At 34.3% G+C, this 23103-nt stretch carries 19 protein-coding genes and 4 tRNA genes; 20 read left to right on the top strand and 3 right to left on the bottom strand.

Translation table 11 applies throughout. From position 1 onward, the window contains the following. The first annotated feature begins 198 nt into the window (after nucleotides 1-198). On the top strand, nucleotides 199-1095 hold the full coding sequence (locus DNC80_RS11620) for a helix-hairpin-helix domain-containing protein (RefSeq protein ID WP_182651360.1): 897 nt from the start codon (nucleotides 199-201) through the stop codon (nucleotides 1093-1095). 161 nt (nucleotides 1096-1256) lie between these two features. Continuing rightward, on the top strand, nucleotides 1257-2426 hold the full coding sequence (locus tag DNC80_RS11615; protein ID WP_182651359.1) for an acyl-CoA dehydrogenase family protein: 1170 nt from the start codon (nucleotides 1257-1259) through the stop codon (nucleotides 2424-2426). Nucleotides 2427-2587: 161 nt separating this feature from the next. Here DNC80_RS11615 and DNC80_RS11610 read toward each other — a convergent pair whose 3' ends face one another. Further along, on the bottom strand, nucleotides 2588-3655 hold the full coding sequence (locus DNC80_RS11610) for an endonuclease/exonuclease/phosphatase family protein (protein ID WP_255493235.1): 1068 nt from the start codon (nucleotides 3653-3655) through the stop codon (nucleotides 2588-2590). 102 nt (nucleotides 3656-3757) lie between these two features. Between DNC80_RS11610 and rpsU the strand changes: the two genes are divergently transcribed. The 18 genes from rpsU to DNC80_RS11520 all read left to right on the top strand — a co-directional run bounded on the left by rpsU (nucleotide 3758) and on the right by DNC80_RS11520 (nucleotide 19664). Next, nucleotides 3758-3952, top strand: coding sequence for a 30S ribosomal protein S21 (gene rpsU / locus DNC80_RS11605; protein WP_035670421.1), 195 nt, complete (start codon nucleotides 3758-3760; stop codon nucleotides 3950-3952). Nucleotides 3953-4020: 68 nt separating this feature from the next. After that, nucleotides 4021-4926: a tyrosine-type recombinase/integrase gene (locus DNC80_RS11600; RefSeq protein ID WP_182651358.1), complete on the top strand. Its 906-nt coding sequence runs from the start codon at nucleotides 4021-4023 to the stop codon at nucleotides 4924-4926. A gap of 21 nt (nucleotides 4927-4947) precedes the next feature. After that, the gene (gene hpf, locus DNC80_RS11595; RefSeq protein WP_144889111.1) at nucleotides 4948-5250 is read left to right on the top strand and encodes a ribosome hibernation-promoting factor, HPF/YfiA family; all 303 of its coding nucleotides are present in this window, start codon (nucleotides 4948-4950) and stop codon (nucleotides 5248-5250) included. A 90-nt stretch (nucleotides 5251-5340) separates the two neighbouring features. Continuing rightward, a tRNA-Thr gene (locus DNC80_RS11590) sits at nucleotides 5341-5414 on the top strand. Nucleotides 5415-5445: 31 nt separating this feature from the next. Then, a tRNA-Tyr gene (locus tag DNC80_RS11585) sits at nucleotides 5446-5526 on the top strand. A 76-nt stretch (nucleotides 5527-5602) separates the two neighbouring features. Next, a tRNA-Thr gene (locus DNC80_RS11580) sits at nucleotides 5603-5674 on the top strand. 52 nt (nucleotides 5675-5726) lie between these two features. Then, the gene (gene tuf, locus DNC80_RS11575; RefSeq protein WP_144889110.1) at nucleotides 5727-6914 is read left to right on the top strand and encodes an elongation factor Tu; all 1188 of its coding nucleotides are present in this window, start codon (nucleotides 5727-5729) and stop codon (nucleotides 6912-6914) included. A 61-nt stretch (nucleotides 6915-6975) separates the two neighbouring features. Continuing rightward, a tRNA-Trp gene (locus tag DNC80_RS11570) sits at nucleotides 6976-7046 on the top strand. Between the two features lie 17 nt (nucleotides 7047-7063). Further along, nucleotides 7064-7261, top strand: coding sequence for a preprotein translocase subunit SecE (gene secE, locus DNC80_RS11565; protein ID WP_086455318.1), 198 nt, complete (start codon nucleotides 7064-7066; stop codon nucleotides 7259-7261). A 10-nt stretch (nucleotides 7262-7271) separates the two neighbouring features. Further along, nucleotides 7272-7823: a transcription termination/antitermination protein NusG gene (gene nusG / locus DNC80_RS11560; RefSeq protein WP_086455317.1), complete on the top strand. Its 552-nt coding sequence runs from the start codon at nucleotides 7272-7274 to the stop codon at nucleotides 7821-7823. Nucleotides 7824-7890: 67 nt separating this feature from the next. Continuing rightward, on the top strand, nucleotides 7891-8328 hold the full coding sequence (gene rplK / locus DNC80_RS11555; protein ID WP_182651357.1) for a 50S ribosomal protein L11: 438 nt from the start codon (nucleotides 7891-7893) through the stop codon (nucleotides 8326-8328). A gap of 13 nt (nucleotides 8329-8341) precedes the next feature. Further along, on the top strand, nucleotides 8342-9031 hold the full coding sequence (gene rplA, locus DNC80_RS11550; RefSeq protein ID WP_039111376.1) for a 50S ribosomal protein L1: 690 nt from the start codon (nucleotides 8342-8344) through the stop codon (nucleotides 9029-9031). 22 nt (nucleotides 9032-9053) lie between these two features. After that, complete coding sequence (gene rplJ / locus DNC80_RS11545; protein ID WP_086455316.1) at nucleotides 9054-9566, top strand: 50S ribosomal protein L10; 513 nt, start codon at nucleotides 9054-9056, stop codon at nucleotides 9564-9566. An 86-nt stretch (nucleotides 9567-9652) separates the two neighbouring features. Next, entirely contained in the window at nucleotides 9653-10021 is a 369-nt protein-coding gene (gene rplL, locus DNC80_RS11540) for a 50S ribosomal protein L7/L12 (RefSeq protein WP_114754963.1), read from the top strand. Nucleotides 10022-10295: 274 nt separating this feature from the next. Further along, nucleotides 10296-14108, top strand: a complete 3813-nt coding sequence (gene rpoB / locus DNC80_RS11535; protein ID WP_144889109.1) for a DNA-directed RNA polymerase subunit beta — start codon at nucleotides 10296-10298, stop codon at nucleotides 14106-14108. Nucleotides 14109-14409: 301 nt separating this feature from the next. After that, nucleotides 14410-18723 carry a DNA-directed RNA polymerase subunit beta' gene (gene rpoC, locus DNC80_RS11530; protein ID WP_182651356.1) on the top strand — a complete coding sequence of 1438 codons (4314 nt, stop codon included), beginning with the start codon at nucleotides 14410-14412 and terminating at the stop codon, nucleotides 18721-18723. 9 nt (nucleotides 18724-18732) lie between these two features. Next, entirely contained in the window at nucleotides 18733-19044 is a 312-nt protein-coding gene (locus DNC80_RS11525; RefSeq protein ID WP_144889107.1) for a DUF3467 domain-containing protein, read from the top strand. A gap of 266 nt (nucleotides 19045-19310) precedes the next feature. After that, nucleotides 19311-19664, top strand: a complete 354-nt coding sequence (locus DNC80_RS11520) for a hypothetical protein (protein ID WP_182651355.1) — start codon at nucleotides 19311-19313, stop codon at nucleotides 19662-19664. Nucleotides 19665-19734: 70 nt separating this feature from the next. Here DNC80_RS11520 and DNC80_RS11515 read toward each other — a convergent pair whose 3' ends face one another. Together DNC80_RS11515 and DNC80_RS11510 are read right to left on the bottom strand one after the other, a co-directional pair. Then, nucleotides 19735-21324 (bottom strand): peptide chain release factor 3, encoded by a 1590-nt coding sequence (locus DNC80_RS11515; RefSeq protein WP_182651361.1) that lies wholly within the window; start codon nucleotides 21322-21324, stop codon nucleotides 19735-19737. 139 nt (nucleotides 21325-21463) lie between these two features. Beyond that, entirely contained in the window at nucleotides 21464-22906 is a 1443-nt protein-coding gene (locus DNC80_RS11510) for an alpha-amylase (protein WP_182651354.1), read from the bottom strand. Between the last annotated feature and the right edge of the window lie 197 nt (nucleotides 22907-23103).

The raw sequence follows: 23103 nt of genomic DNA, 5'->3' as shown, positions 1-23103 counted from the left end.
AAAAAATAAAAACAATAATTGATTTTTAACTCATAAAAAATGTTTTAAAATCCTTTTTGAAGTCTTTTTTGTCAATTTATTATAATTACTCCTATATTTTTGTTTTAAAAACTTTTAAATTCTCATACTGTTTGACGGTTGATTCTTTATTTTTTTTATTTTTATACGCATCTAACTTTTAATGATTTTAATTAGATTATGGACTTCAAAACTTTTGAATCTTTTTTTAAGTTCAATAAAGAACAACGTCTTGGAATTATAGTATTATTTACTCTTATTTTTATTTTACAAATATGTTACTATTGCTATGATTTTAATCCTAGTATTAAACAGTCGCCGCAGGAGTTACAGTGGATTGCGTTGCAGTCAAGTTTAGATTACGAGAAGAATGTTACTAAAAATTTACCAAAACAACAGTATGCATTCAATCCCAATTTTATTTCAGATTACAAAGGCTATAAATTAGGAATGTCTACACAAGAAATAGACAGGTTACTTGCTTTTAGAAAACAGAATAAATTTGTTAACTCCCCAGAAGAATTTCAACGGGTAACACAAATTTCAGATTCATTACTTGAAACCATGTCTCCCTTGTTTAAGTTCCCTAATTGGGTTGAGTATAAAAAAGGCACGTCTCCTTATAAAGAATATAAAAATCAGGAGTATCAGGCTTTCGCCAAAAAAGAAAAGGTATCAGTATTAGATATCAATCAAGCCGATAAAGATGCTTTGATGAAGGTCTACGGAATAGGAGATGCTATTTCTACCCGAATTTTAAAACAAAAAGAAACTCTTGGAGGGTTTGTCTCAATGGAGCAAATGGATGAAATATGGGGCCTGTCACCAGAAGTTTTAGAAAAACTGAACATTCATTTTAAAGTTGGAACACTTCCTAATATCAAGAAAGTTGACATCAATAATGCGTCTTTAAAAGAACTTAGCACGTTTCATTACTTTAGATATGCACTTGCTAAAGAAATTGTAACATATAGAAGTATGAATGGAAACATAAAAAATATTGAGGATTTAACAAAAATTAAGGGATTTCCTGTTGATAAAGCAAAAATAATTGCCTTATATTTGGACTTTAAATAGAACTATCAAAAAACTAGAATAAAAAGTACGTTTTTTTATCATAATTTGTACAAACGTAATTTTATTGTTCTTTCCAATTTTGATTTTTTGTCACTTATCAAGAAACTGACTTTGTATCTAGTTTCTATCAATTTAAAATTTGTTAAAAAGAAAAAAAACATATGAATTCAATTTACTTCACAGAGGAGCACCACGCATTTAGAGAAAGTTTAAAAGGTTTTTTACAAAAAGAAGTGGTTCCGCACATTGAGAAATGGGAAAAAACAGGAACAATAGAGCGCTTTATTTGGGAGAAATTCGGGGAAATGGGTTATTTTGGTATTGCTTACCCAGAGGCATATGGCGGTCTTGGTTTAGACTTATTTTACACGGTTATTTTCCTTGAGGAATTACAAAAAATAAAATCATCAGGTTTTGCTGCAGCCATGTGGGCTAATGCTTATTTGGCTATGACACACTTAAATGCAGAAGGTGATGAAAGGATAAAACAAGATTACTTGGTCCCGAGTATCGCTGGAAAAAAAATAGGTGCTTTATGTATCTCGGAACCTTTTGGGGGTAGTGATGTTGCGGGAATGCGCACGAACGCCGTTAAAAAAGGGGACAAATATGTAATCAATGGTTCAAAAACATTTATTACTAATGGTATATATGCTGATTATTACATTGTGGCTGCCAAAACAAATCCAGAACTTGGTAACAAGGGAATTAGTATTTTTTTGATGGATACGGGTTTAAAAGGAATATCAGCTTCAAAACTTGATAAACTAGGCTGGAGAGCATCGGATACGGCTGAAATTGCCTTTGACAATGTGGAGATTCCTGTTGAAAATTTAATGGGTGAAGAGGGTAAAGGTTTTCCTTATATCATGCAGCATTTTGCTTTAGAGCGTTTGATTATGGCTATCAATGCGCATGCTAGAGGTGAATATGCTATTGATTATACTATTGAATATATGTCGCAACGTGAGGCTTTTGGTAAAAAAATCAGTAAGTTCCAAGCATTAAGACATACCCTTGTAGAACATGCAACGGAGGTTGAACATTGTAAAATTTTCAATTATGCTGCAGTAGCCCGTCTTGATAAGGGGGAATATGTAGTTAAAGAAGCGACAATGGCAAAATTGAAATCTACAAAAGTAGCCGATGAGACCATTTACAGTTGTTTACAAATGCTAGGAGGCTACGGTTACATGGAAGAGTACCCATTGGCACGCTTGTTTAGAGATAGTCGTTTAGGGCCTATCGGTGGCGGTACATCAGAAATCTTAAAAGAAATTTTAGGAAAAATGATTATTGATAATCAAAATTATGAGCCGGCTGTGAAATAATAGCTGGTCTGAAATTAATTCAGACAAAGGATATTGAGTTTAAAAAATTTCTAATTTTCTGATTTTTGTAGATAAAAAAAATAGTTAAATTAAAGAAATAGCGATTTACAAAAAGTTGTAGAATCCGTCAGTATTTTTTAAAACTATAAAGAAAGCGACAATCAGTTACGATTGTCGCTTTTTTCGTTTATGCCTTCTTCGATTATTTCTTGAACAATCTCATGTTCTCCTTCTTCTAAGTTTTCTGTTAAGTGTTGTTGTACGGATGTTTTCTTGTTGATGAAAAACTTTGTGTATATTGGAAAATGATCAGATCCAAAATGTTCTAAACTTTTTAATTCATCAATAAATACATCTGGTGTGTGAAACATCAGATCAATAGGGAATCTTAAAAACCAATATTTGGTATGAAAACTTGAAATAAATCCGCGACCAATTCTTCCGTCAATTGTCTCGCTGGTTTTTCTAAAAAGGATTGAGGATTTTGCCCAAGCTACATTATTGAAATCCCCAACTACAACACAGGTATCGGCGTTTTGTTTTATTTTTTTTGCAATACTCAAAAGTTCTCCATCACGCTCTTTAGAATTTTCTTCTTCAGTAGGACTTGGCGGTGGCGGATGAACAGCAAAAAAAGTGAATTCAAAATTGTCAGCAGTTCTTATTTTAGCCTCAATACTGGGTAGATCATTCGCCACAAAATAATGAACATTGTGATTTGTTATTTTTAATTTAGAATATAAATGCATTCCATAGGTGTTGTTCAAGGCTACTTTGACATTGTATCTGTATTTGTGATCCAAAACTAATAGTGCCTTTTCCCAATTTTCATCAGATTCCATGGTTAAAATAATATCCGGATTGTATTTGTGAACTAAAGCTATAAATTTCTCATGTTCTTTATTTTCTTGAAATACGTTTGCCGAAAGGACAGTAATTAATTCTGAAGAAATATCACAAGCTTCTCTTTGTACTGACTTGTGAAAAGAGGTATACTTATAAAGGGTTGCAAGATGGATTATAATGCTTATTAAAGTCAATAACTGAAGAATCTTTATCCAAACATCCAGTTCGTCGATTAAGATAAAACTACAGACTAAAGCCGTAATTTGTAAAATAAGTATCTGAATTTTGCCAAACTCAAAAAATCTATAGAACCAATGTGTGAGTGGCATATAGGGTAAAATACTTGCGAAAAGCAATAGGGTAGAAATTACGATAAACCACATAAACTTTATTTTATGGGTAAAATTAAATAAAATTATCCAAACACTTGTTAGTTCACTTTATTATCCTACTTTTGCAGCCTAAAGAAAGGGGGTGTCTATATTATGTTAATTATACCAATTAAAGACGGAGAAAATATCGATAGAGCGTTAAAACGTTACAAAAGAAAATTTGATAAAACAGGAACTGTTCGTCAATTAAGAGCACGTACTGCTTTTATTAAGCCTTCAGTAACGAATAGAATCAAAATTCAAAAAGCGGCTTATATCCAAAATATGAGAGATAACTTAGAGAGTTAATCTATTTTACAGAAAAATAAAACCGTTAGTCATCAAAATTTAATAACTTTGATGCTATCGGTTTTTTTATGGCTACTAATAAAGATGCATTTCGAGATTATCTCACCTTGGAGAAAAAATATTCAGCACACACCATTTTGGCTTATTGTGTGGATGTAGATGCATTTTCGGAATACATTAAAAAAGAATTTGACCAAGAAACTATAGATCATGTTCATTATGCTCAAATAAGAAACTGGATAGTCTCACTAGTGGATAAGTCGGTTTCGAATAGTTCTGTCAATCGTAAAGTGGCTTCCCTTAAAGCCTACTTTAAATTTTTAATGAAAATAAAGCAAATTGAGACAAGTCCTTTACTAAAACATAAAGCTCTCAAAACAGCTAAAAAAGTACAAATACCTTTTTCGGAAAATGAAATGCAAAATCTTTTGTTTGAAACTCAATATTCTGAAGGCTTTGAGCAAATAAGAAACGCTCTAGTTGTAGAGTTGTTTTATGCTACCGGAATTCGCCGGACCGAGTTAATACATTTAAAAAATTCAGATGTAAATTTGTCAAACAGCACTATAAAAGTATTAGGAAAGCGAAATAAAGAAAGAATAGTTCCGTTGTTGCCTATACTTAAAGATCAAATATCTCGTTATCAAGAAGTAAGAAGAACGCTAGTTATGATTAATGATGAAGAGTGTTTTTTTTTAACCAAAAAAGGAGATAAATTAAGTGATTCTTTTGTGTATCGATTAATAAATTCGTACTTTAGTAATATATCTGAAAAGTTAAAAAAAAGCCCTCATATTTTAAGGCACACGTTTGCTACTCATTTGTTAAACAATGGGGCTGATTTAAACTCCGTTAAAGAGTTGCTCGGACATTCAAGTTTAGCTTCTACTCAAGTCTATACCCATAACAGTTTAGCTGAGCTTAAAAATGTATATGCAAAAGCGCACCCGCGAGAAAAGAATAATACAATTTGAACCATTAAAAAAAAGAAGATTATGAAGGTAAGTGTACACGCAGTTAACTTTACAGTTGACAAGAAGCTAGTTGATTTTGTTCAAGAGCGATTGGATAAATTAGAAAAGTACTATGACAAGGTTGTATCGTCGGATGTTTTTTTGAAAGTTGAGAAAACTAGTGAAAAAGAAAATAAAATTGCCGAAGTAAAAATAATTGTTCCAGGTGATGAATTTCTGGTCAAAAAGCAGTGTAAAACCTTTGAAGAAGCGATAGAGTTGTCTTCAGAATCTCTAGAGCGAATGTTGCTCAAGAGAAAAGAAAAGATTAGTTCTCATATTTAATATAAATTTTTTTCAAAAAATGTTTTGATTGAGAGATAAAATCTATACATTTGCAGTCCGTTAGAAATAGCGGACTTTTTTTATTGATTTGCCAGCGTAGCTCAGTTGGCTAGAGCAGCTGATTTGTAATCAGCAGGTCGTGGGTTCGAGTCCCTCCGCCGGCTCAAATTATTGAGGTATAAAATAAAAAAAGTTGGGGAGATACTCAAGCGGCCAACGAGGGCAGACTGTAAATCTGCTGTGTGAACTTCGCAGGTTCGAATCCTGCTCTCCCCACAAGAAAAACTTGAATTGTGGTTGGTGAATTGAAAAATTCCCAAATTGTAATTCGAGCTCTTTGATAAGAGGTTCTGCCGACTTAGCTCAGAGGTAGAGTGCTTCCTTGGTAAGGAAGAGGTCACGGGTTCAATTCCCGTAGTTGGCTCAAGTAAGTAGGAAATAAAAATTAATATATAACAAGATTAAAATTAAGTAAAATGGCAAAAGAAACCTTTAACCGTTCGAAACCACACTTAAATATTGGTACGATCGGACACGTAGATCACGGTAAAACTACTTTAACAGCAGCAATCACAAAAGTATTATCTGATGCTGGTTACTGTCAAGCAAAATCATTTGATCAAATTGATAATGCTCCTGAAGAAAAAGAAAGAGGTATTACAATTAATACATCTCACGTTGAGTATGAAACTGCTAATCGTCACTATGCACACGTTGACTGTCCAGGTCACGCGGATTACGTGAAGAACATGGTTACAGGAGCTGCTCAAATGGATGGAGCTATTCTTGTTGTAGCTGCAACTGATGGACCAATGCCACAAACACGTGAGCACATCCTTTTAGGTCGCCAAGTAGGTATTCCTAGAATGGTAGTTTTCATGAACAAAGTGGATATGGTTGATGATGCTGAGTTGTTAGAGCTTGTTGAAATGGAAATTAGAGACTTGTTGTCTTTCTACGAATATGATGGTGACAACTGTCCAGTTATTCAAGGTTCTGCTTTAGGTGGATTGAATAATGATGCTGCTTGGGTTCCTAAAATTCTTGAATTGATGGAAGCTGTAGATTCTTGGATCGAAGAGCCAATCAGAGATACAGAAAAACCTTTCTTGATGCCAGTTGAGGATGTATTTACAATTACTGGTCGTGGAACTGTTGCTACAGGTCGTATCGAAACAGGTATTGCTAACACAGGAGATCCAGTTGAAATCATTGGTATGGGAGCTGAAAAATTGACTTCTACTATCACTGGAGTTGAGATGTTCCGTAAAATCCTTGATAGAGGTGAAGCTGGAGATAACGTAGGTTTATTGTTAAGAGGTGTTGATAAAGAATCTATCAAAAGAGGAATGGTTATCATTAAGCCAGGATCTGTTAAGCCACACGCAACTTTCAAAGCTGAGGTTTATATCTTGAAAAAAGAAGAAGGTGGACGTCACACTCCATTCCATAACAACTACCGTCCACAGTTCTACGTACGTACAACTGACGTAACAGGAGTTATTACTTTACCAGAAGGTGTAGAGATGGTAATGCCAGGAGATAACTTAACTATCAATGTATCTTTGTTAAGCCCAATCGCAATGAGCGTTGGTTTACGTTTCGCTATCCGTGAAGGTGGTAGAACAGTAGGAGCTGGACAAGTTACTGAGATTGTAGGTTAATCTACAAAAAAAAATAAATTCAAAAACAATGTCGTTTAACGACGACATTGTTTTTTATTCTACGGGCGTAGTTCAAGGGTAGAATAGCGGTCTCCAAAACCGTTGATGGGGGTTCGAATCCCTCCGCCCGTGCAAAAAAATATATCACAATGACAAAAGTTGTAAATTACATATCAGAAGCATTTGAAGAGTTGAAATCAAATGTAACTTGGCCAGAATGGTCTGAGGTACAGCGTCTCACGATTGTTGTGGCTGTATTTTCTGTATTATTTGCCTTGGGAACATGGGGAGTTGATGAAATTTTCGCAAAAGCTTTAGCTGGATTTTTTAACTGGATAAAAGCTTAATTTATTTGTTATGGCAGATGTGAATGTAAAAAAATGGTATGTCGTTAGAGCGGTAAGTGGCCAAGAGAATAAAGTTAAAGCTTATATTGAGACTGAAATTGCAAGATTAGAAATGACTGATTATGTTTCTCAAGTTCTTGTTCCTACTGAAAAAGTAGTAACTGTTAAAGAGGGAAAAAAATTAGTAAAAGATAAAGTTTACTTTCCTGGCTATGTCATGATAGAAGCAAATCTTGTTGGTGAAATACCTCATATCATAAAATCAATTACAAGTGTTATTGGTTTTTTAGGTGAGATTAAAGGTGGTGAACCTGTTCCTTTAAGAATGTCTGAAGTTAACAGAATGTTAGGTAAGGTCGATGAACTTGCTGTAAATACTGATACTAGATCTATTCCTTTCAATGTTGGAGAAACAATTAAAGTGATTGATGGTCCATTTAATGGATTTAATGGTTCGGTTGAAAAAATAAATGAAGAAAAGCGTAAACTAGAAGTAATGGTTAAAATTTTCGGTAGAAAAACACCATTAGAACTTAGTTTTATGCAAGTTGAAAAAGTATAATTTTTGTTACATCTATAATATCCACTGTAATCGCTTCCAATGATTATGGTGTTAAATTTTTTAAAAAATGGCTAAAGAAATTAGTAAGGTAGTTAAACTACAAGTTAAGGGAGGTGCTGCGAATCCGTCGCCACCGGTTGGACCTGCTTTAGGACCTGCTGGGGTTAATATCATGGAGTTCTGTAAGCAATTTAATGCTAGAACACAAGATAAACCTGGCAAAATATGCCCAGTACAAATTACTGTGTATAAAGACAAATCATTTGATTTTGTTGTAAAAACTCCTCCAGCTGCCGTTCAATTATTGGAGGCTGCAAAGCTAAAGTCTGGATCAGGTGAACCAAATCGTAAAAAAGTAGCTAGTGTTACTTGGGATGTTATCAAAGCGATAGCTGAAGATAAAATGGTAGATCTAAATGCATTCACAATCGAATCTGCAATGAGCATGATCGCTGGAACTGCTAGATCTATGGGTATAACTGTATCAGGAGATGCTCCTTTTTAATTAAGAGAAAGAAATGGCAAAATTAACAAAAAAGCAAAAAGAGGCTGCTTCTAAAATTGAGAAGAATAAACTATACTCTTTGAAAGATGCTGCTGCATTAATCAAAGTTATAGCTTCTGCAAAATTTGATGAGTCTGTTGATATCGCAGTTCGTTTGGGTGTAGATCCAAGAAAAGCGAATCAAATGGTAAGAGGTGTTGTTACATTACCTCACGGTACTGGTAAAGATGTAAAAGTATTAGCATTAGTTACTCCAGATAAAGAAGCTGAGGCTTTGGCAGCTGGTGCTGATTATGTAGGTCTTGATGACTATTTACAAAAAATCAAAGATGGTTGGACAGATGTTGATGTAATTATCACGATGCCAGCTGTTATGGGTAAATTAGGTCCTTTAGGTCGTATATTAGGACCAAGAGGTTTAATGCCAAACCCTAAAACAGGTACAGTAACTATGGATGTTGCTAAAGCTGTTCAAGAGGTTAAAGCTGGTAAAATTGACTTTAAAGTTGATAAAACTGGAATTGTTCATGCTGGAATTGGTAAAGTTTCTTTTGGAGCTGAGCAAATCTATGACAATGCACACGAAATTATTCAAACATTAATTAAACTTAAGCCAACTGCTGCTAAAGGTACATACATTAAAGGTATACACCTTACAAGCACAATGAGTCCTGCTATTGCATTGGATCCTAAAGCAGTATAATTGGTAGTTAATAACTTTTAGTATGACTAGAGAAGAAAAATCAATCGCGATTGAAAATTTAACTGCACAGTTAGCTGGTACAAATATTATATATGTATCTGATATTTCAGGACTTAATGCAGAAACTACTTCAAGTTTAAGAAGAGCTTGTTTTAAAGCAGGTATAAAATTAGAGGTTGTAAAAAACACGTTGCTTGCAAAAGCAATGGAAGCTTCTGATAATGATTATGGTGATTTACCTTCAGTATTGAGTGGTAATAGCGCTATCTTTATTTCAGATGTGGCTAATGCTCCTGGAAAAATCATTAAAGATTTTAGAAAAAAATCAGCTAAGCCTATTTTAAAAGGTGCTTACATTAACTCTGAAATTTATTTAGGTGATGACCAATTAGATGCATTAGCAACTATCAAATCTAAAGAAGAGCTTATTGGTGAAATCATTGGATTATTACAATCACCTGCACAGAGAGTTATTTCTGCTTTACAAAACCAATTCGCTGGTAGCGAAGAGGTTTCTGAGGAAGTTGAAGCTTAATAATTTTAGATTTTATCTAATATTATTCGAATTACGCGCACAATAAATAAATTATATTTTACAAATCATTTTAAAACGATAAAAAAATGGCAGATTTGAAACAATTCGCAGAACAATTAGTTAACCTTACAGTTAAAGAAGTTAACGAATTAGCAACAATATTAAAAGATGAGTACGGAATCGAACCAGCTGCTGCAGCTGTAGTAGTTTCAGGTGGTGGTGAAGCTGCTGCTGAAGAAGTTCAAACTGAATTTACAGTTGTATTGAAAGAGGCTGGTGCTTCTAAATTAGCAGTTGTAAAATTAGTTAAAGAACTTACAGGTTTAGGTTTGAAAGAAGCTAAAGATGTAGTTGATAGCGCTCCAAGTAACGTTAAAGAAGGTGTAACTAAAGAAGAGGCTGAAGGTCTTAAAAAATCTTTAGAAGAAGCTGGAGCTGTTGTTGAGCTTAAATAATTAAACTCCGTTTAATGAATACGGTTTAGGTCATGGGTTTAATCACCTTTTGACCTAAACCATTTTTTCGTATAATTAAAATCTAGTGTTTTTTAGAGACTTATTTTATTTATCGAAATATATTTTACCCATTACGATGAAAAAAAATTAATAGATAATAAGAAAGTAGTTATCCTTAATTAGTTTTTAAAGATGTAATGACTGTAAAATAAGCATACAAATAGCTTGTTATTTGTATTATAAAATTACTTTTTAATCAAAATTTTGTTCATTGATGCTAACAAATCAGACTGAAAGATTGAATTTTGCCTCAACTAAAAACATTCCTGACTATCCAGATTTTCTAGATGTTCAGGTTAAATCGTTTAAAGATTTTTTTCAATTAGAAACTAAATCAGACGAAAGAGGTGACGAAGGGCTTTACAATACCTTCATGGAGAATTTTCCAATTACTGATACGAGAAATAATTTCGTATTAGAATTCCTTGATTACTTTGTAGACCCACCACGTTATACAATTCAAGAATGTATAGAAAGAGGTCTTACCTATAGTGTACCTTTAAAAGCTAGGTTAAAACTATATTGTACTGACCCAGAACACGAAGATTTTGAAACGATTGTTCAAGATGTTTATTTAGGAACAATTCCTTACATGACACCAAGTGGTACGTTTGTTATCAATGGTGCTGAGCGTGTAGTTGTATCTCAATTACATCGTTCGCCTGGAGTTTTCTTTGGTCAATCATTCCATGCAAATGGTACAAAATTGTATTCTGCGAGAGTAATTCCGTTTAAAGGTTCTTGGATTGAATTTTCTACAGATATCAATAGTGTAATGTATGCGTATATTGATAGAAAGAAAAAACTTCCTGTAACTACTTTATTCAGAGCTATTGGTTTTGAAAGAGATAAGGATATTCTTGAAATTTTTGATCTTGCTGAAGAAATTAAGGTTTCGAAAACAGGTCTTAAAAAATATATCGGTAGAAAATTAGCGGCACGTGTATTGAATACATGGCATGAAGATTTTGTTGATGAAGATACTGGTGAGGTAGTTTCTATCGAACGTAACGAAATAATCCTTGATAGAGATACAATTATCGATAAAGATAATGTAGAAGAGATCATTGATTCTAACGTTAAATCTATTTTGTTACACAAAGAAGATGCAAATCAAGGTGATTATGCGATCATTCACAATACGTTACAAAAAGATCCAACAAACTCTGAAAAAGAGGCTGTTGAGCATATCTACAGACAATTACGTAACGCTGAACCGCCTGATGAGGAAACCGCTCGTGGTATCATTGATAAATTATTTTTCTCTGATCAACGTTATAACTTAGGTGAAGTAGGTCGTTATAGAATTAATAAAAAATTAGGTTTAGATACCCCAATGGAAAAGCAAGTCTTGACCAAAGAGGATATCATCACTATTGTTAAATATTTGATTGAATTAATCAACTCAAAAGCTGAGATTGATGATATTGATCACTTATCTAATCGTCGTGTAAGAACAGTTGGTGAGCAATTGTCTCAACAATTTGGTGTAGGTTTGGCTCGTATGGCTAGAACCATTCGTGAGAGAATGAACGTTAGAGATAACGAGGTGTTTACACCAATAGATTTGATTAATGCTAAAACATTATCATCTGTGATCAACTCTTTCTTTGGAACAAACCAGTTGTCTCAGTTTATGGATCAAACAAATCCACTTGCCGAGATTACGCACAAGAGAAGATTATCTGCACTTGGACCAGGTGGACTTTCGAGAGAGAGAGCTGGTTTTGAGGTACGTGACGTTCACTATACGCATTACGGACGTTTATGTCCAATTGAAACTCCAGAGGGGCCAAACATTGGTTTGATTTCATCTCTTGGTGTTTATGCTAAAGTAAACGGAATGGGTTTCATTGAAACACCTTACCGTAAAGTAACTAACGGAGTTGTAGATTTAGAGTCTACTCCAGTTTACTTAAGTGCTGAAGAAGAAGAAGGTATGTTGATTGCACAAGCAAACATTCAAATGGATGCTGCTGGTAAAATTACTGCTGAGGATGTTATTGCTCGTCAAGAAGGTGATTTCCCAGTAATTGAGCCTTCAAAAGTTGATTATACTGACGTTGCGCCTAACCAGATTGCATCTATTTCTGCATCGTTGATTCCTTTCTTGGAACATGATGATGCGAACAGAGCCTTGATGGGATCTAACATGATGCGTCAGGCGGTTCCTTTGATTCGTCCTGAAGCTCCAATTGTAGGTACAGGTTTAGAGCGTCAAGTTGCTTCAGATTCTAGAGTATTGATAAATGCTGAAGGTGATGGAGTTATTGAGTACGTTGATGCTAATATAATCACTATCAAATACGATCGTTCTGAGGAAGAAAGAATGGTTAGTTTTGAACCAGATGAAAAAACATATAATTTAATTAAATTTAGAAAAACCAACCAAGGTACAAGTATCAACCTTAAACCAATCGTAAGAAAAGGTGATAGAGTTGTTGCTGGTCAAGTACTTTCGGAAGGTTACGCAACTCAAAATGGAGAGTTAGCTCTTGGACGTAACTTGAAAGTGGCGTTTATGCCATGGAAAGGGTACAACTTTGAGGATGCGATTGTAATTTCTGAAAAAGTAGTTCGTGATGATATTTTTACCTCTATACACGTTGATGATTATTCATTAGAAGTTAGAGATACTAAATTAGGTAACGAAGAACTAACGAATGATATACCAAACGTTTCTGAAGAAGCTACTAAAGATTTAGATGAAAATGGTATGATTAGAATTGGAGCCGAGGTTAAACCTGGTGACATTCTTATCGGAAAAATTACTCCAAAAGGAGAATCAGATCCTACTCCAGAAGAGAAATTGCTTCGTGCAATCTTCGGGGACAAAGCAGGTGATGTAAAAGATGCTTCTTTAAAAGCGTCTCCTTCTTTACATGGTGTTGTTTTAGACAAGAAATTGTTCGCAAGAGCAGTGAAAGATAAACGTAAACGTACACAAGACAAGGATGCTTTAGGAGCACTTGAAATGGAGTTTGAAGTGAAATTTGTTGAATTAAAAGACAAATTAGTTGAAAAACTTTTCTTGATAGTTAACGGGAAAACATCTCAAGGTGTAATGAATGATTTGGGTGAGGAAGTTTTACCAAAAGGTAAAAAATATACTCAAAAAATGCTTTATGCTGTTGAAGATTTTGCTCACTTAAGTAAAGGTCAATGGGTAGCTGATGATGCTACTAATACTATGGTTAATGATTTAATTCATAACTATAAAATTAAATTGAATGATTTACAAGGTGCTTTACGTAGAGAGAAATTTACAATTACTGTAGGTGATGAATTACCAGCTGGTATTTTAAAATTAGCTAAAGTTTACATCGCTAAGAAACGTAAATTGAAAGTGGGTGATAAAATGGCAGGACGTCACGGTAACAAAGGTATTGTTGCACGTATCGTTCGTCATGAAGATATGCCTTTCCTTGAAGATGGAACACCAGTAGATATTGTTTTGAATCCACTTGGGGTACCATCTCGTATGAACATTGGTCAAATTTATGAAACTGTTCTTGGTTGGGCCGGAATGAACTTGGGTAGAAAATTTGCTACTCCAATTTTTGACGGTGCTTCACTTGATCAAATAAATGCTTTGACTGATGAGGCAGGTGTACCACGTTTTGGACATACTCATTTATATGATGGAGGAACTGGAGAGCGTTTCCACCAAGCAGCAACTGTTGGAGTAATCTACATGTTGAAATTGGGTCACATGGTTGATGACAAGATGCACGCACGTTCTATAGGTCCATACTCATTGATCACTCAACAACCACTTGGAGGTAAAGCTCAATTTGGAGGTCAACGTTTTGGAGAGATGGAGGTTTGGGCACTTGAGGCTTATGGAGCTTCTAGTACGCTACGTGAAATCTTGACTGTTAAATCTGATGATGTTATTGGTAGAGCTAAAACTTACGAAGCAATCGTTAAGGGTGAGTCTATGCCAGAACCAGGATTACCAGAATCATTCAATGTATTAATGCATGAATTGAAAGGTCTTGGACTTGATATTCGTTTAGAAGAATAAATAAATTTTGTCAACTGTAGAGATGCGATTAATCGCATCTCTACTTTGGCATTTATATAAGTTTTTAGGATTTAGACCCGTAACCCGTTCCGATTTTTTATATAAACTCTAAGTGTTTTATAACTAGCACTTCAAAATAAAAAGCTTTGAAGTTTAGAGAAGTAACCCGAGGTAGTGTTTAAGTCAAAAGTTTGAAAGTCAAAAGTAAAAAGTCAGTCGTGACTTTAAAACTTTATGACATTTGACTTTAGACTAAAATCAAATCAATTTTTTAATTGCAAATAAATCAATAGTAAAAACTATGATGAATAATAGAAATAACAACAATAAAGATAAAAACCCTGTAAAAAGGTTTAATAAAATCTCAATCGGTCTTGCATCACCTGAATCTATCTTGAAAGAATCAAGAGGAGAGGTTTTAAAGCCAGAGACAATTAACTACAGAACGCACAAACCAGAGCGTGATGGGTTATTCTGCGAAAGAATTTTCGGTCCTGTTAAGGATTTCGAATGTGCTTGTGGTAAATACAAAAGAATACGTTACAAAGGGATTATCTGTGACCGTTGTGGTGTTGAAGTAACTGAGAAAAAAGTACGTAGAGATAGAGTAGGTCACATCAATCTTGTGGTGCCGATTGCTCACATCTGGTATTTCCGTTCTTTACCAAACAAAATCGGTTATATCCTTGGTCTTCCTTCTAAGAAATTAGATATGATTATTTACTACGAAAGATATGTAGTAATCCAAGCGGGTATTGCTAAAAATCCTGATGGTGAATCATTGCAAAGATTGGATTTCTTGACAGAAGAAGAATATTTGAATATTTTAGATACTCTTCCTGCTGACAATCAATATTTAGATGATTTTGATCCAAATAAATTTGTTGCCAAAATGGGAGCAGAGTGTATTATGGATTTGTTAGCAAGAATTGATCTTGATGCATTGTCTTACCAGTTAAGACATAGCGCTAACAATGAAACATCTAAACAACGTAAAACAGAAGCTTTAAAAAGATTACAAGTAGTTGAATCTTTCCGTGAGTCTAACTTAAACCGTGAAAATCGTCCTGAGTGGATGATTATGAAAGTGGTTCCAGTTATTCCACCAGAATTACGTCCGCTTGTGCCACTTGATGGAGGTCGTTTTGCAACTTCAGATTTAAATGATTTATACCGTCGTGTAATTATACGTAACAACCGTTTGAAAAGATTAATGGAGATTAAAGCTCCAGAAGTTATCTTGAGAAACGAAAAACGTATGTTACAAGAATCTGTAGATTCATTATTTGACAACACGCGTAAAGCATCTGCTGTTAAAACAGAATCAAACAGACCTTTAAAATCACTTTCTGACTCGTTAAAAGGTAAACAAGGACGTTTCCGTCAAAACTTATTGGGTAAACGTGTGGATTATTCTGCTCGTTCGGTAATTGTTGTTGGACCTGAATTAAAACTATCTGAGTGTGGTATCCCAAAAGATATGGCAGCAGAATTGTACAAACCTTTCGTTATCCGTAAATTGATAGAAAGAGGAATTGTTAAAACTGTTAAATCAGCTAAAAAAATAATAGATAAGAAAGAGCCTGTAGTTTGGGATATCCTTGAAAATGTAATCAAAGGTCACCCAATCTTACTAAACCGTGCTCCTACTTTGCACAGACTAGGTATTCAAGCATTCCAACCAAAATTAATTGAAGGAAAAGCAATCCAATTGCACCCTTTAGTTTGTACGGCATTTAATGCGGATTTTGATGGGGATCAAATGGCGGTACACTTACCATTAGGACCTGAAGCTATATTAGAGGCTCAGTTATTAATGTTAGGTTCGCACAATATCTTGAACCCTGCAAATGGTGCTCCAATTACGGTACCATCTCAGGATATGGTCTTGGGTCTTTATTATATGACCAAAGAACGTTTGTCAACTCCTGAAATGAAAATTTTAGGTGAAGGAATTACTTTTTATTCTGCAGAAGAGGTAAATATCGCTTTAAATGAAGGAAGAGTAGAGTTGAATGCTCGTGTTAAAATTAGAGCTAAAGATTTCAATGAAGCAGGTGAATTAGTATACAAAGTGATTCAAACTACTGCTGGACGTGTATTGTTTAACGAAGTTGTTCCAGAAGCTGCTGGTTATATCAATGACGTATTGACTAAGAAAAACTTAAGAGACATTATTGGTCACGTATTAAGCTGTACAGATGTTCCTACAACTGCTGCTTTCTTGGACAATATGAAAGATATGGGGTATAAATTTGCCTTCAAAGGTGGATTGTCATTCTCATTAGGAGATATTAGAATTCCAGATCAAAAGCCTCAGTTAATTGCTGATGCAAGAGAACAAGTTCAAGGTATTTCTGCAAATTATAACATGGGTCTTATTACCAATAACGAACGTTACAACCAAGTTATTGATGTATGGACATCAGCAAATGCTCAATTAACAGAGCTAGCAATGAAAAACATTAGAGAAGATCAACAAGGATTCAACTCGGTGTACATGATGCTTGACTCTGGAGCAAGGGGATCTAAAGAACAAATTCGTCAGTTAACTGGTATGCGTGGTTTGATGGCTAAGCCTAAAAAATCTACTGCTGGTGGTGGTGAAATTATTGAAAACCCGATTCTTTCGAACTTTAAAGAAGGTCTTTCTATCCTTGAGTACTTTATCTCTACTCACGGTGCTCGTAAAGGTCTTGCGGATACGGCTTTGAAAACTGCCGATGCTGGATACTTGACTCGTAGATTACATGATGTTTCTCAAGACGTTATTGTTAACATCGAAGATTGTGGTACTTTGAGAGGTGTTGAAGTTTCAGCATTGAAAAAGAACGAAGAAATTGTAGAATCATTAGGAGAAAGAATCTTAGGACGTGTAGTTTTACAAGATTTGATTAATCCATTGACTAACGAAGTATTGGTTCATTCTGGTGAGCAAATTACCGAAGCTATTATGAAAGCTATTGATGCTTCTCCTATCGAGAAAGTTGAAGTGCGCTCTCCACTAACTTGTGAAGCTTTAAAAGGTATTTGTGCTAAGTGTTACGGTCGTAACCTTGCAACAGGTAAAATGACACAAAGAGGTGAGGCAGTTGGTGTAATTGCAGCACAATCTATTGGGGAACCAGGAACACAGTTAACATTACGTACTTTCCACGTTGGAGGGGTTGCGGGTGGTATATCTGAAGAATCAAGCATCATCACTAAATTTGCTGGTAAGCTTGAAATTGAAGATCTTAAAACTGTTAAAGGTGAAGATAGCGAAGGAAACTCAGTTGATATCGTTGTTTCTCGTTCTACAGAGTTAAAATTAATTGACGAAACAACTGGTATTTTATTAAGTACTAATAATATTCCTTACGGTTCAAGCATTTTTGTTGCAGATGGTCAATCTGTAGCTAAAGGAGATGTAATTTGTAAATGGGATCCATATAACGGAGTTATTGTTTCTGAGTTTACTGGTAAAATTGCTTACGAAGATTTAGAACAAGGACAGTCGTTCATGGTTGAAATCGATGAGCAAACTGGTTTCCAAGAAAAAGTAATTTCTGAATCTAGAGCTAAAAAATTAATCCCAACTTTATTAGTTTACGGTAAAGATGGAGAATTGATTCGTTCTTACAACTTACCAGTTGGAGCCCACTTGATGGTTGAAAACGGTGAGAAAATTAAAGCAGGTAAAGTATTGGTGAAAATCCCACGTCGTTCTTCTAAATCAGGAGATATTACAGGAGGTTTACCAAGAATTACAGAGCTTTTAGAAGCTCGTAATCCATCTAATCCAGCTGTAGTTTCTGAAATTGATGGTGTTGTTTCTTTTGGAAAAATCAAAAGAGGTAACCGTGAGATTGTTATCGAATCTAAATTTGGTGATGTTAGAAAATACTTGGTTAAATTATCAAGCCAAATTCTAGTTCAAGAAAATGACTTCGTAAGAGCAGGTGTGCCATTGTCTGACGGTGCAATTACTCCGGATGATATTTTAAGAATTCAAGGTCCAGCTGCTGTACAACAGTACTTGGTAAATGAAATTCAAGAGGTATACCGTTTACAAGGGGTAAAAATCAACGACAAGCACTTTGAAGTAGTAATACGTCAAATGATGCGTAAAGTAAGAGTACAAGATCCAGGTGATACTTTATTCTTAGAAGATCAATTGATTCATACTAAGGATTTTATTGTTCAAAATGATAAGCTTTACGGAATGAAGGTTGTTGAGGATGCTGGTGATTCAAGCGTTTTAAAAGAAGGTCAAATCATTACTCCTCGTGAGTTACGTGACGAAAACTCTTTATTGAAACGTACTGATAAAAATCTTGTTGTTGCCCGTGATGTTGTAACTGCTACAGCAACTCCAGTATTACAAGGTATTACCAGAGCTTCACTTCAAACGAAATCATTTATCTCTGCTGCATCGTTCCAAGAAACTACTAAAGTATTAAATGAAGCTGCTGTTGCAGGTAAAATAGATTACTTAGAAGGATTGAAAGAAAATGTAATCGTAGGACACAGAATTCCTGCAGGAACAGGTATGAGAGAATATGATGCTACAATTGTAGGGTCAAAAGATGATTACAATGATATGATGGCTAACAAAGAGGAGTACATTTATTAATACAAGGATATGAGCAATTCAAACCAACAACAAGATCAAATTAATATAGAATTAGATGAAGTTACTGCAGAAGGAATTTATTCTAACTTAGCAATTATCAATCACTCTTCTTCAGAATTTGTTTTAGATTTTGTTAGTATAATGCCTGGAATTCCTAAGGCTAAAGTGAAATCAAGAATAGTCTTGACACCACAGCATGCTAAACGATTATTAAAGGCTATTGGAGAAAATATCCATCGATTTGAAATTGCCCATGGCGAAATTAAAGACACGGAACAGTTGCCCATACCGCTCAACTTTGGCCCAGCCGGTCAAGCATAAATTTCAAAAGCTCCAGTATATTTACTGGAGCTTTTTTTTTTAGGTTATAACTGGGTAAATTGTTTTGGATTCTAATTTGTTAAATCGATATTACTAAACTGAAATCTATGTGTTTAAATCGTTATTATTGCATGCTTTAATATTAAATTTTGTTCTTTAATCGACTATTATGGTGCTTTGTCGAAAATGTTTTTTACGACTAAACAAATGATATACTTTTGTTTCGGATTTGGATGTCAACTCCCCGAAAAAAAATATTATTATTTATGAAATATTTCTCGTTTTTAGTTTGCAATAAATTAACACTTAAAGGTTGCCTTTTTTTCTTTTTTATATTGTGTTCTAATGTAACTTTTTCGCAAACTTCACAAACCATTGTTGAAAATAATCCTATTGAAATAGTATCAGTTAAAAATGAAAATATAACTAAAACGAGTACAACAAATAATGTGAATTTTGTGCTTTGGTTTATGGGTTCTAAACAAGATACTAAATCAAATACTTCTATCGAAGAAACAAATACAAAAAAACAAGTAATTACATCAGGTACTGCTCCTAATAGAATTTTAATTAAAACTTTCTTGAAAAAAGCAATTAACTCAGAAGTTATGGTTGCTTAAAAATATAAAAAACAAAAAAAACGCTAATTGAAAGATTAGCGTTTTTTTTTGGTATTTATTTAGATCGGAACTATTCAAATTCAGAAGTAAAAAATAATTTCACATTAGGATATTTGTTTTGTGTCATCTGTATAGTAAAATCGGAGTCTGCTAGAAATACTAATTGACCGTATTTATCATGAGCTAGAAATTTTTGTTTAATTCTTCTGAACTCTTTAAATTCTTCACTTTTTGGGTCATTTGGTTTTACCCAACAAGCTTTATGTACAGGAAAGTTTTCATACGTACATTTTGCACCATATTCATGTTCTAAACGGTATTGAATTACTTCGTATTGCAAAGCACCCACCGTTCCAATAATTTTTCTATTGTTCATTTCTAGAGTAAATAATTGCGCTACTCCTTCATCCATTAGCTGATCAACTCCTTTCTCCAGCTGTTTAGCTTTCATAGGATCAGCGTTGTTAATATATCTAAAATGCTCAGGAGAAAAACTTGGAATTCCTTTAAAGCTCATTAATTCCCCTTCGGTCAGTGTGTCACCAATTTTAAAATTTCCAGTGTCATGAAGGCCCACAATATCTCCAGGATAAGAAATATCTACAATTTCTTTTTTCTCTGCAAAAAAGGCGTTTGGGCTAGAGAATTTTAAATTTTTCTTTTGTCTTACGTGATAATACGGTTTGTTTCTTTCAAAAGTTCCAGAAACAATTTTTATAAAAGCGAGTCTATCTCTGTGTTTAGGATCCATATTGGCATGGATTTTAAACACAAAACCAGACATTTTTTGTTCTTCTGGGTCAACTAGCCTTGTTTCGGAATCTTTAGGTCTTGGTGAAGGTGCAATTTCTACAAAGCAATCTAGTAGTTCTCTAACACCAAAATTATTCAAGGCTGAACCAAAGAATACGGGTTGTAGTTTTCCGTCTAGATAATCTTGTCTGTCAAATTTTGGATACACTTCGTCAATTAACTCTAATTCTTCTCTAAGTTTATCGGCTGGTTTTTGACCAATTATTTTTTCAAGCTCTGGACTTTGCACATCTGAGAAAGCAATTGTTTCTTCTATGTTTTTACGACTATCACCACTGAATAAATTGATGTTTTGTTCCCAAAGATTATAAATTCCTTGAAAGTCATATCCCATCCCGATAGGGAAACTCAATGGTGTTACGGTAAGTCCAAGTTTTTGTTCAACTTCATCCATTAAGTCGAATGCATCTTTTCCTTCTCTATCTAATTTATTGATAAATACGATAATTGGAATTTTACGCATTCTACAAACTGCTACTAATTTTTCAGTTTGTTCCTCTACACCTTTGGCTACGTCAATCACTACAATTACACTATCAACTGCTGTTAAAGTTCTAAAAGTGTCTTCGGCGAAATCCTTGTGTCCAGGTGTGTCAAGTATGTTTATTTTCTTGTCTTGGTAATTGAATGCAAGTACAGATGTTGATACAGAAATTCCTCTTTGGCGTTCAATTTCCATAAAGTCACTCGTAGCACCTTTCTTTATTTTATTATTTTTTACGGCACCTGCTTCTTGAATTGCTCCTCCAAAAAGAAGTAATTTCTCAGTCAATGTCGTTTTTCCAGCATCAGGATGTGAGATAATCCCGAAAGTTCTTCTGCGTTGTATTTCTTCTAAAAAGCCCATATGTATATCAATAGTTTGCAAAAGTACTATTTATATACGCTATTTGAAAATTTGATCTGTTTAAAAGGTATTTTCGTATTGTGTAAACGATTCCAAATAAAAGAGGCTGCCTAAAAAGGGCAGCCTCAAAGAAAAACTATTACATATTGATGGACCAAACAGAATATCCATTAGGAGGACATTGTATTTTTACCCATTTGTCAGCTTGTGTTGTCGGGTACCAGCCAGAGTTGCCAGTGAAATCTTTAATTTGTGCATTGGCCCAGTTAGTTTGTATCCAGCGCTCTTGCCAGGTTGAAGAGTTATTGATGTAAACGACTAATCCTGGATTGCCATTGTATCCGTTTCTTCTTGCTATGTATTCATCATTATCTGTGTATAAAATAGAAGTGTTCCCGGTTGCTTTGTTGTTGTGAATCCAAATTAGATTATTCAATTTGGTTTTATTTAGCCACTCTTCATAATCACGGTAAAAAATAGTTGGATATCCTTCGTGCGTTAATATGTAAGCGTATGCTAATTCTTTTTTCCAAATTTCATCAGTATCATGATTGGTAACAAAGGTTACTGCCTTATACGGATTTCTCTTCCACATCATGTCATCGTTGAGTAAATTTAGATTATTGCCATCAAAAGCATCATTCATTTTATAGTAACAAGCAAAGTCAAACACAGAACTATTGGCGTTATTTGCCCAGTCATTGAGTATATTTACATTAGAATCCCAAAGTTCACCTACAGAGAATCCGCCTACATTGGTATTCCAGTCCTTTATAACCCAAGCGCCAAAACCTTTTACGTAATCAAATCTCCAGCCGTCAAATTTCATCGTGTTTTTATAAAATTTACCTACACCATCAGCTCTTTTCCAGAGCCAGTCTTGAACATTTGGAGTAACGTGAGCTAGGTCAGGAAATCCTCCAAATAAACCTTCATCATTATTTCCGTAGGCATTTTTATAAAAATCAGCACTTGTTCTTTTAAACTTACCAGAGGCAACACCTGTAAAATTAGTATATGTTTGTGTTCCTGTAAATGGATTGCTCTCTAGTTGCCCGCCACTGTTGTGATTGAGAACCATATCTGCATACACTTGCATGTTTTCGGCATGAACCTTTGTTATTAAACTTTCTAGTTCGGTTTTAGAACCAAAACGCGTTTCAACAGTTCCGTTTTGATTAAAATTACCAAAATCAAAATAATCAGTTGGATCATATCCCATAGAAAACGCTCCGTTTTGAGCTTTTGAAACAGGTGGTAACCAAATTGAACCAATACCTACATTTGACCAAGCTGTTATTTTTGAATTGACTACATTCCACCACGTTCCACCTGCGGGCACATCCCAGTAGAAGGCTTGCATCATGACACCTCCACCCGGATTTGCAACATATCTTCCAGTGGAAATATTCGTTTGTTTTCCTGTGCTAAACGGACGTCCATCATGTTTAGTGACTTGAATAATTTTAAACTGAGATGCTTGTTCTATAGAGTCTTTTTCTAGTTCATCTGATGTAGAACAAGCATTTAAACTTAAAAAAAGTGACGCGATGGCACAGGTTTTTAATACATTTTTTTTCATAATCATTTAGGTTAATTGGTTATTGTTGATGTTAGATTTTGGGATGAATTCATATTGTTAGCATTAATTTGAAGATTAAAATATATTTAATAATTGTATTTTTATTATGTATTTCTAGAATATAAAGCCAATAAATAATGGTATTTTTATTTTATTATGTTTTTATCTTTTAAATTGATAACGGAAGCTAATTTAAT

The organism is Flavobacterium sp. SOK18b, assembly GCF_014156605.1.
Taxonomy (GTDB): domain Bacteria; phylum Bacteroidota; class Bacteroidia; order Flavobacteriales; family Flavobacteriaceae; genus Flavobacterium; species Flavobacterium tiangeerense.
This window is presented reverse-complemented; position numbering and strand designations above follow the sequence as displayed.

Coding starts and splice junctions, on each gene's coding strand:
- DNC80_RS11525 (WP_144889107.1), top strand. CDS start 18,733: ATGAGCAATTCAAACCAACAACAAGATCAAATTAATATAGAATTAGAT.
- rplJ (WP_086455316.1), top strand. CDS start 9,054: ATGACTAGAGAAGAAAAATCAATCGCGATTGAAAATTTAACTGCACAG.
- nusG (WP_086455317.1), top strand. CDS start 7,272: ATGGCAGATGTGAATGTAAAAAAATGGTATGTCGTTAGAGCGGTAAGT.
- DNC80_RS11600 (WP_182651358.1), top strand. CDS start 4,021: ATGGCTACTAATAAAGATGCATTTCGAGATTATCTCACCTTGGAGAAA.
- rplL (WP_114754963.1), top strand. CDS start 9,653: ATGGCAGATTTGAAACAATTCGCAGAACAATTAGTTAACCTTACAGTT.
- DNC80_RS11510 (WP_182651354.1), bottom strand. CDS start 22,906: ATGAAAAAAAATGTATTAAAAACCTGTGCCATCGCGTCACTTTTTTTA.
- tuf (WP_144889110.1), top strand. CDS start 5,727: ATGGCAAAAGAAACCTTTAACCGTTCGAAACCACACTTAAATATTGGT.
- rpsU (WP_035670421.1), top strand. CDS start 3,758: ATGTTAATTATACCAATTAAAGACGGAGAAAATATCGATAGAGCGTTA.
- rplA (WP_039111376.1), top strand. CDS start 8,342: ATGGCAAAATTAACAAAAAAGCAAAAAGAGGCTGCTTCTAAAATTGAG.
- rpoB (WP_144889109.1), top strand. CDS start 10,296: ATGCTAACAAATCAGACTGAAAGATTGAATTTTGCCTCAACTAAAAAC.
- DNC80_RS11515 (WP_182651361.1), bottom strand. CDS start 21,324: ATGGGCTTTTTAGAAGAAATACAACGCAGAAGAACTTTCGGGATTATC.
- DNC80_RS11610 (WP_255493235.1), bottom strand. CDS start 3,655: ATGTGGTTTATCGTAATTTCTACCCTATTGCTTTTCGCAAGTATTTTA.
- rpoC (WP_182651356.1), top strand. CDS start 14,410: ATGATGAATAATAGAAATAACAACAATAAAGATAAAAACCCTGTAAAA.
- secE (WP_086455318.1), top strand. CDS start 7,064: ATGACAAAAGTTGTAAATTACATATCAGAAGCATTTGAAGAGTTGAAA.
- DNC80_RS11615 (WP_182651359.1), top strand. CDS start 1,257: ATGAATTCAATTTACTTCACAGAGGAGCACCACGCATTTAGAGAAAGT.
- DNC80_RS11620 (WP_182651360.1), top strand. CDS start 199: ATGGACTTCAAAACTTTTGAATCTTTTTTTAAGTTCAATAAAGAACAA.
- hpf (WP_144889111.1), top strand. CDS start 4,948: ATGAAGGTAAGTGTACACGCAGTTAACTTTACAGTTGACAAGAAGCTA.
- rplK (WP_182651357.1), top strand. CDS start 7,891: ATGGCTAAAGAAATTAGTAAGGTAGTTAAACTACAAGTTAAGGGAGGT.
- DNC80_RS11520 (WP_182651355.1), top strand. CDS start 19,311: ATGAAATATTTCTCGTTTTTAGTTTGCAATAAATTAACACTTAAAGGT.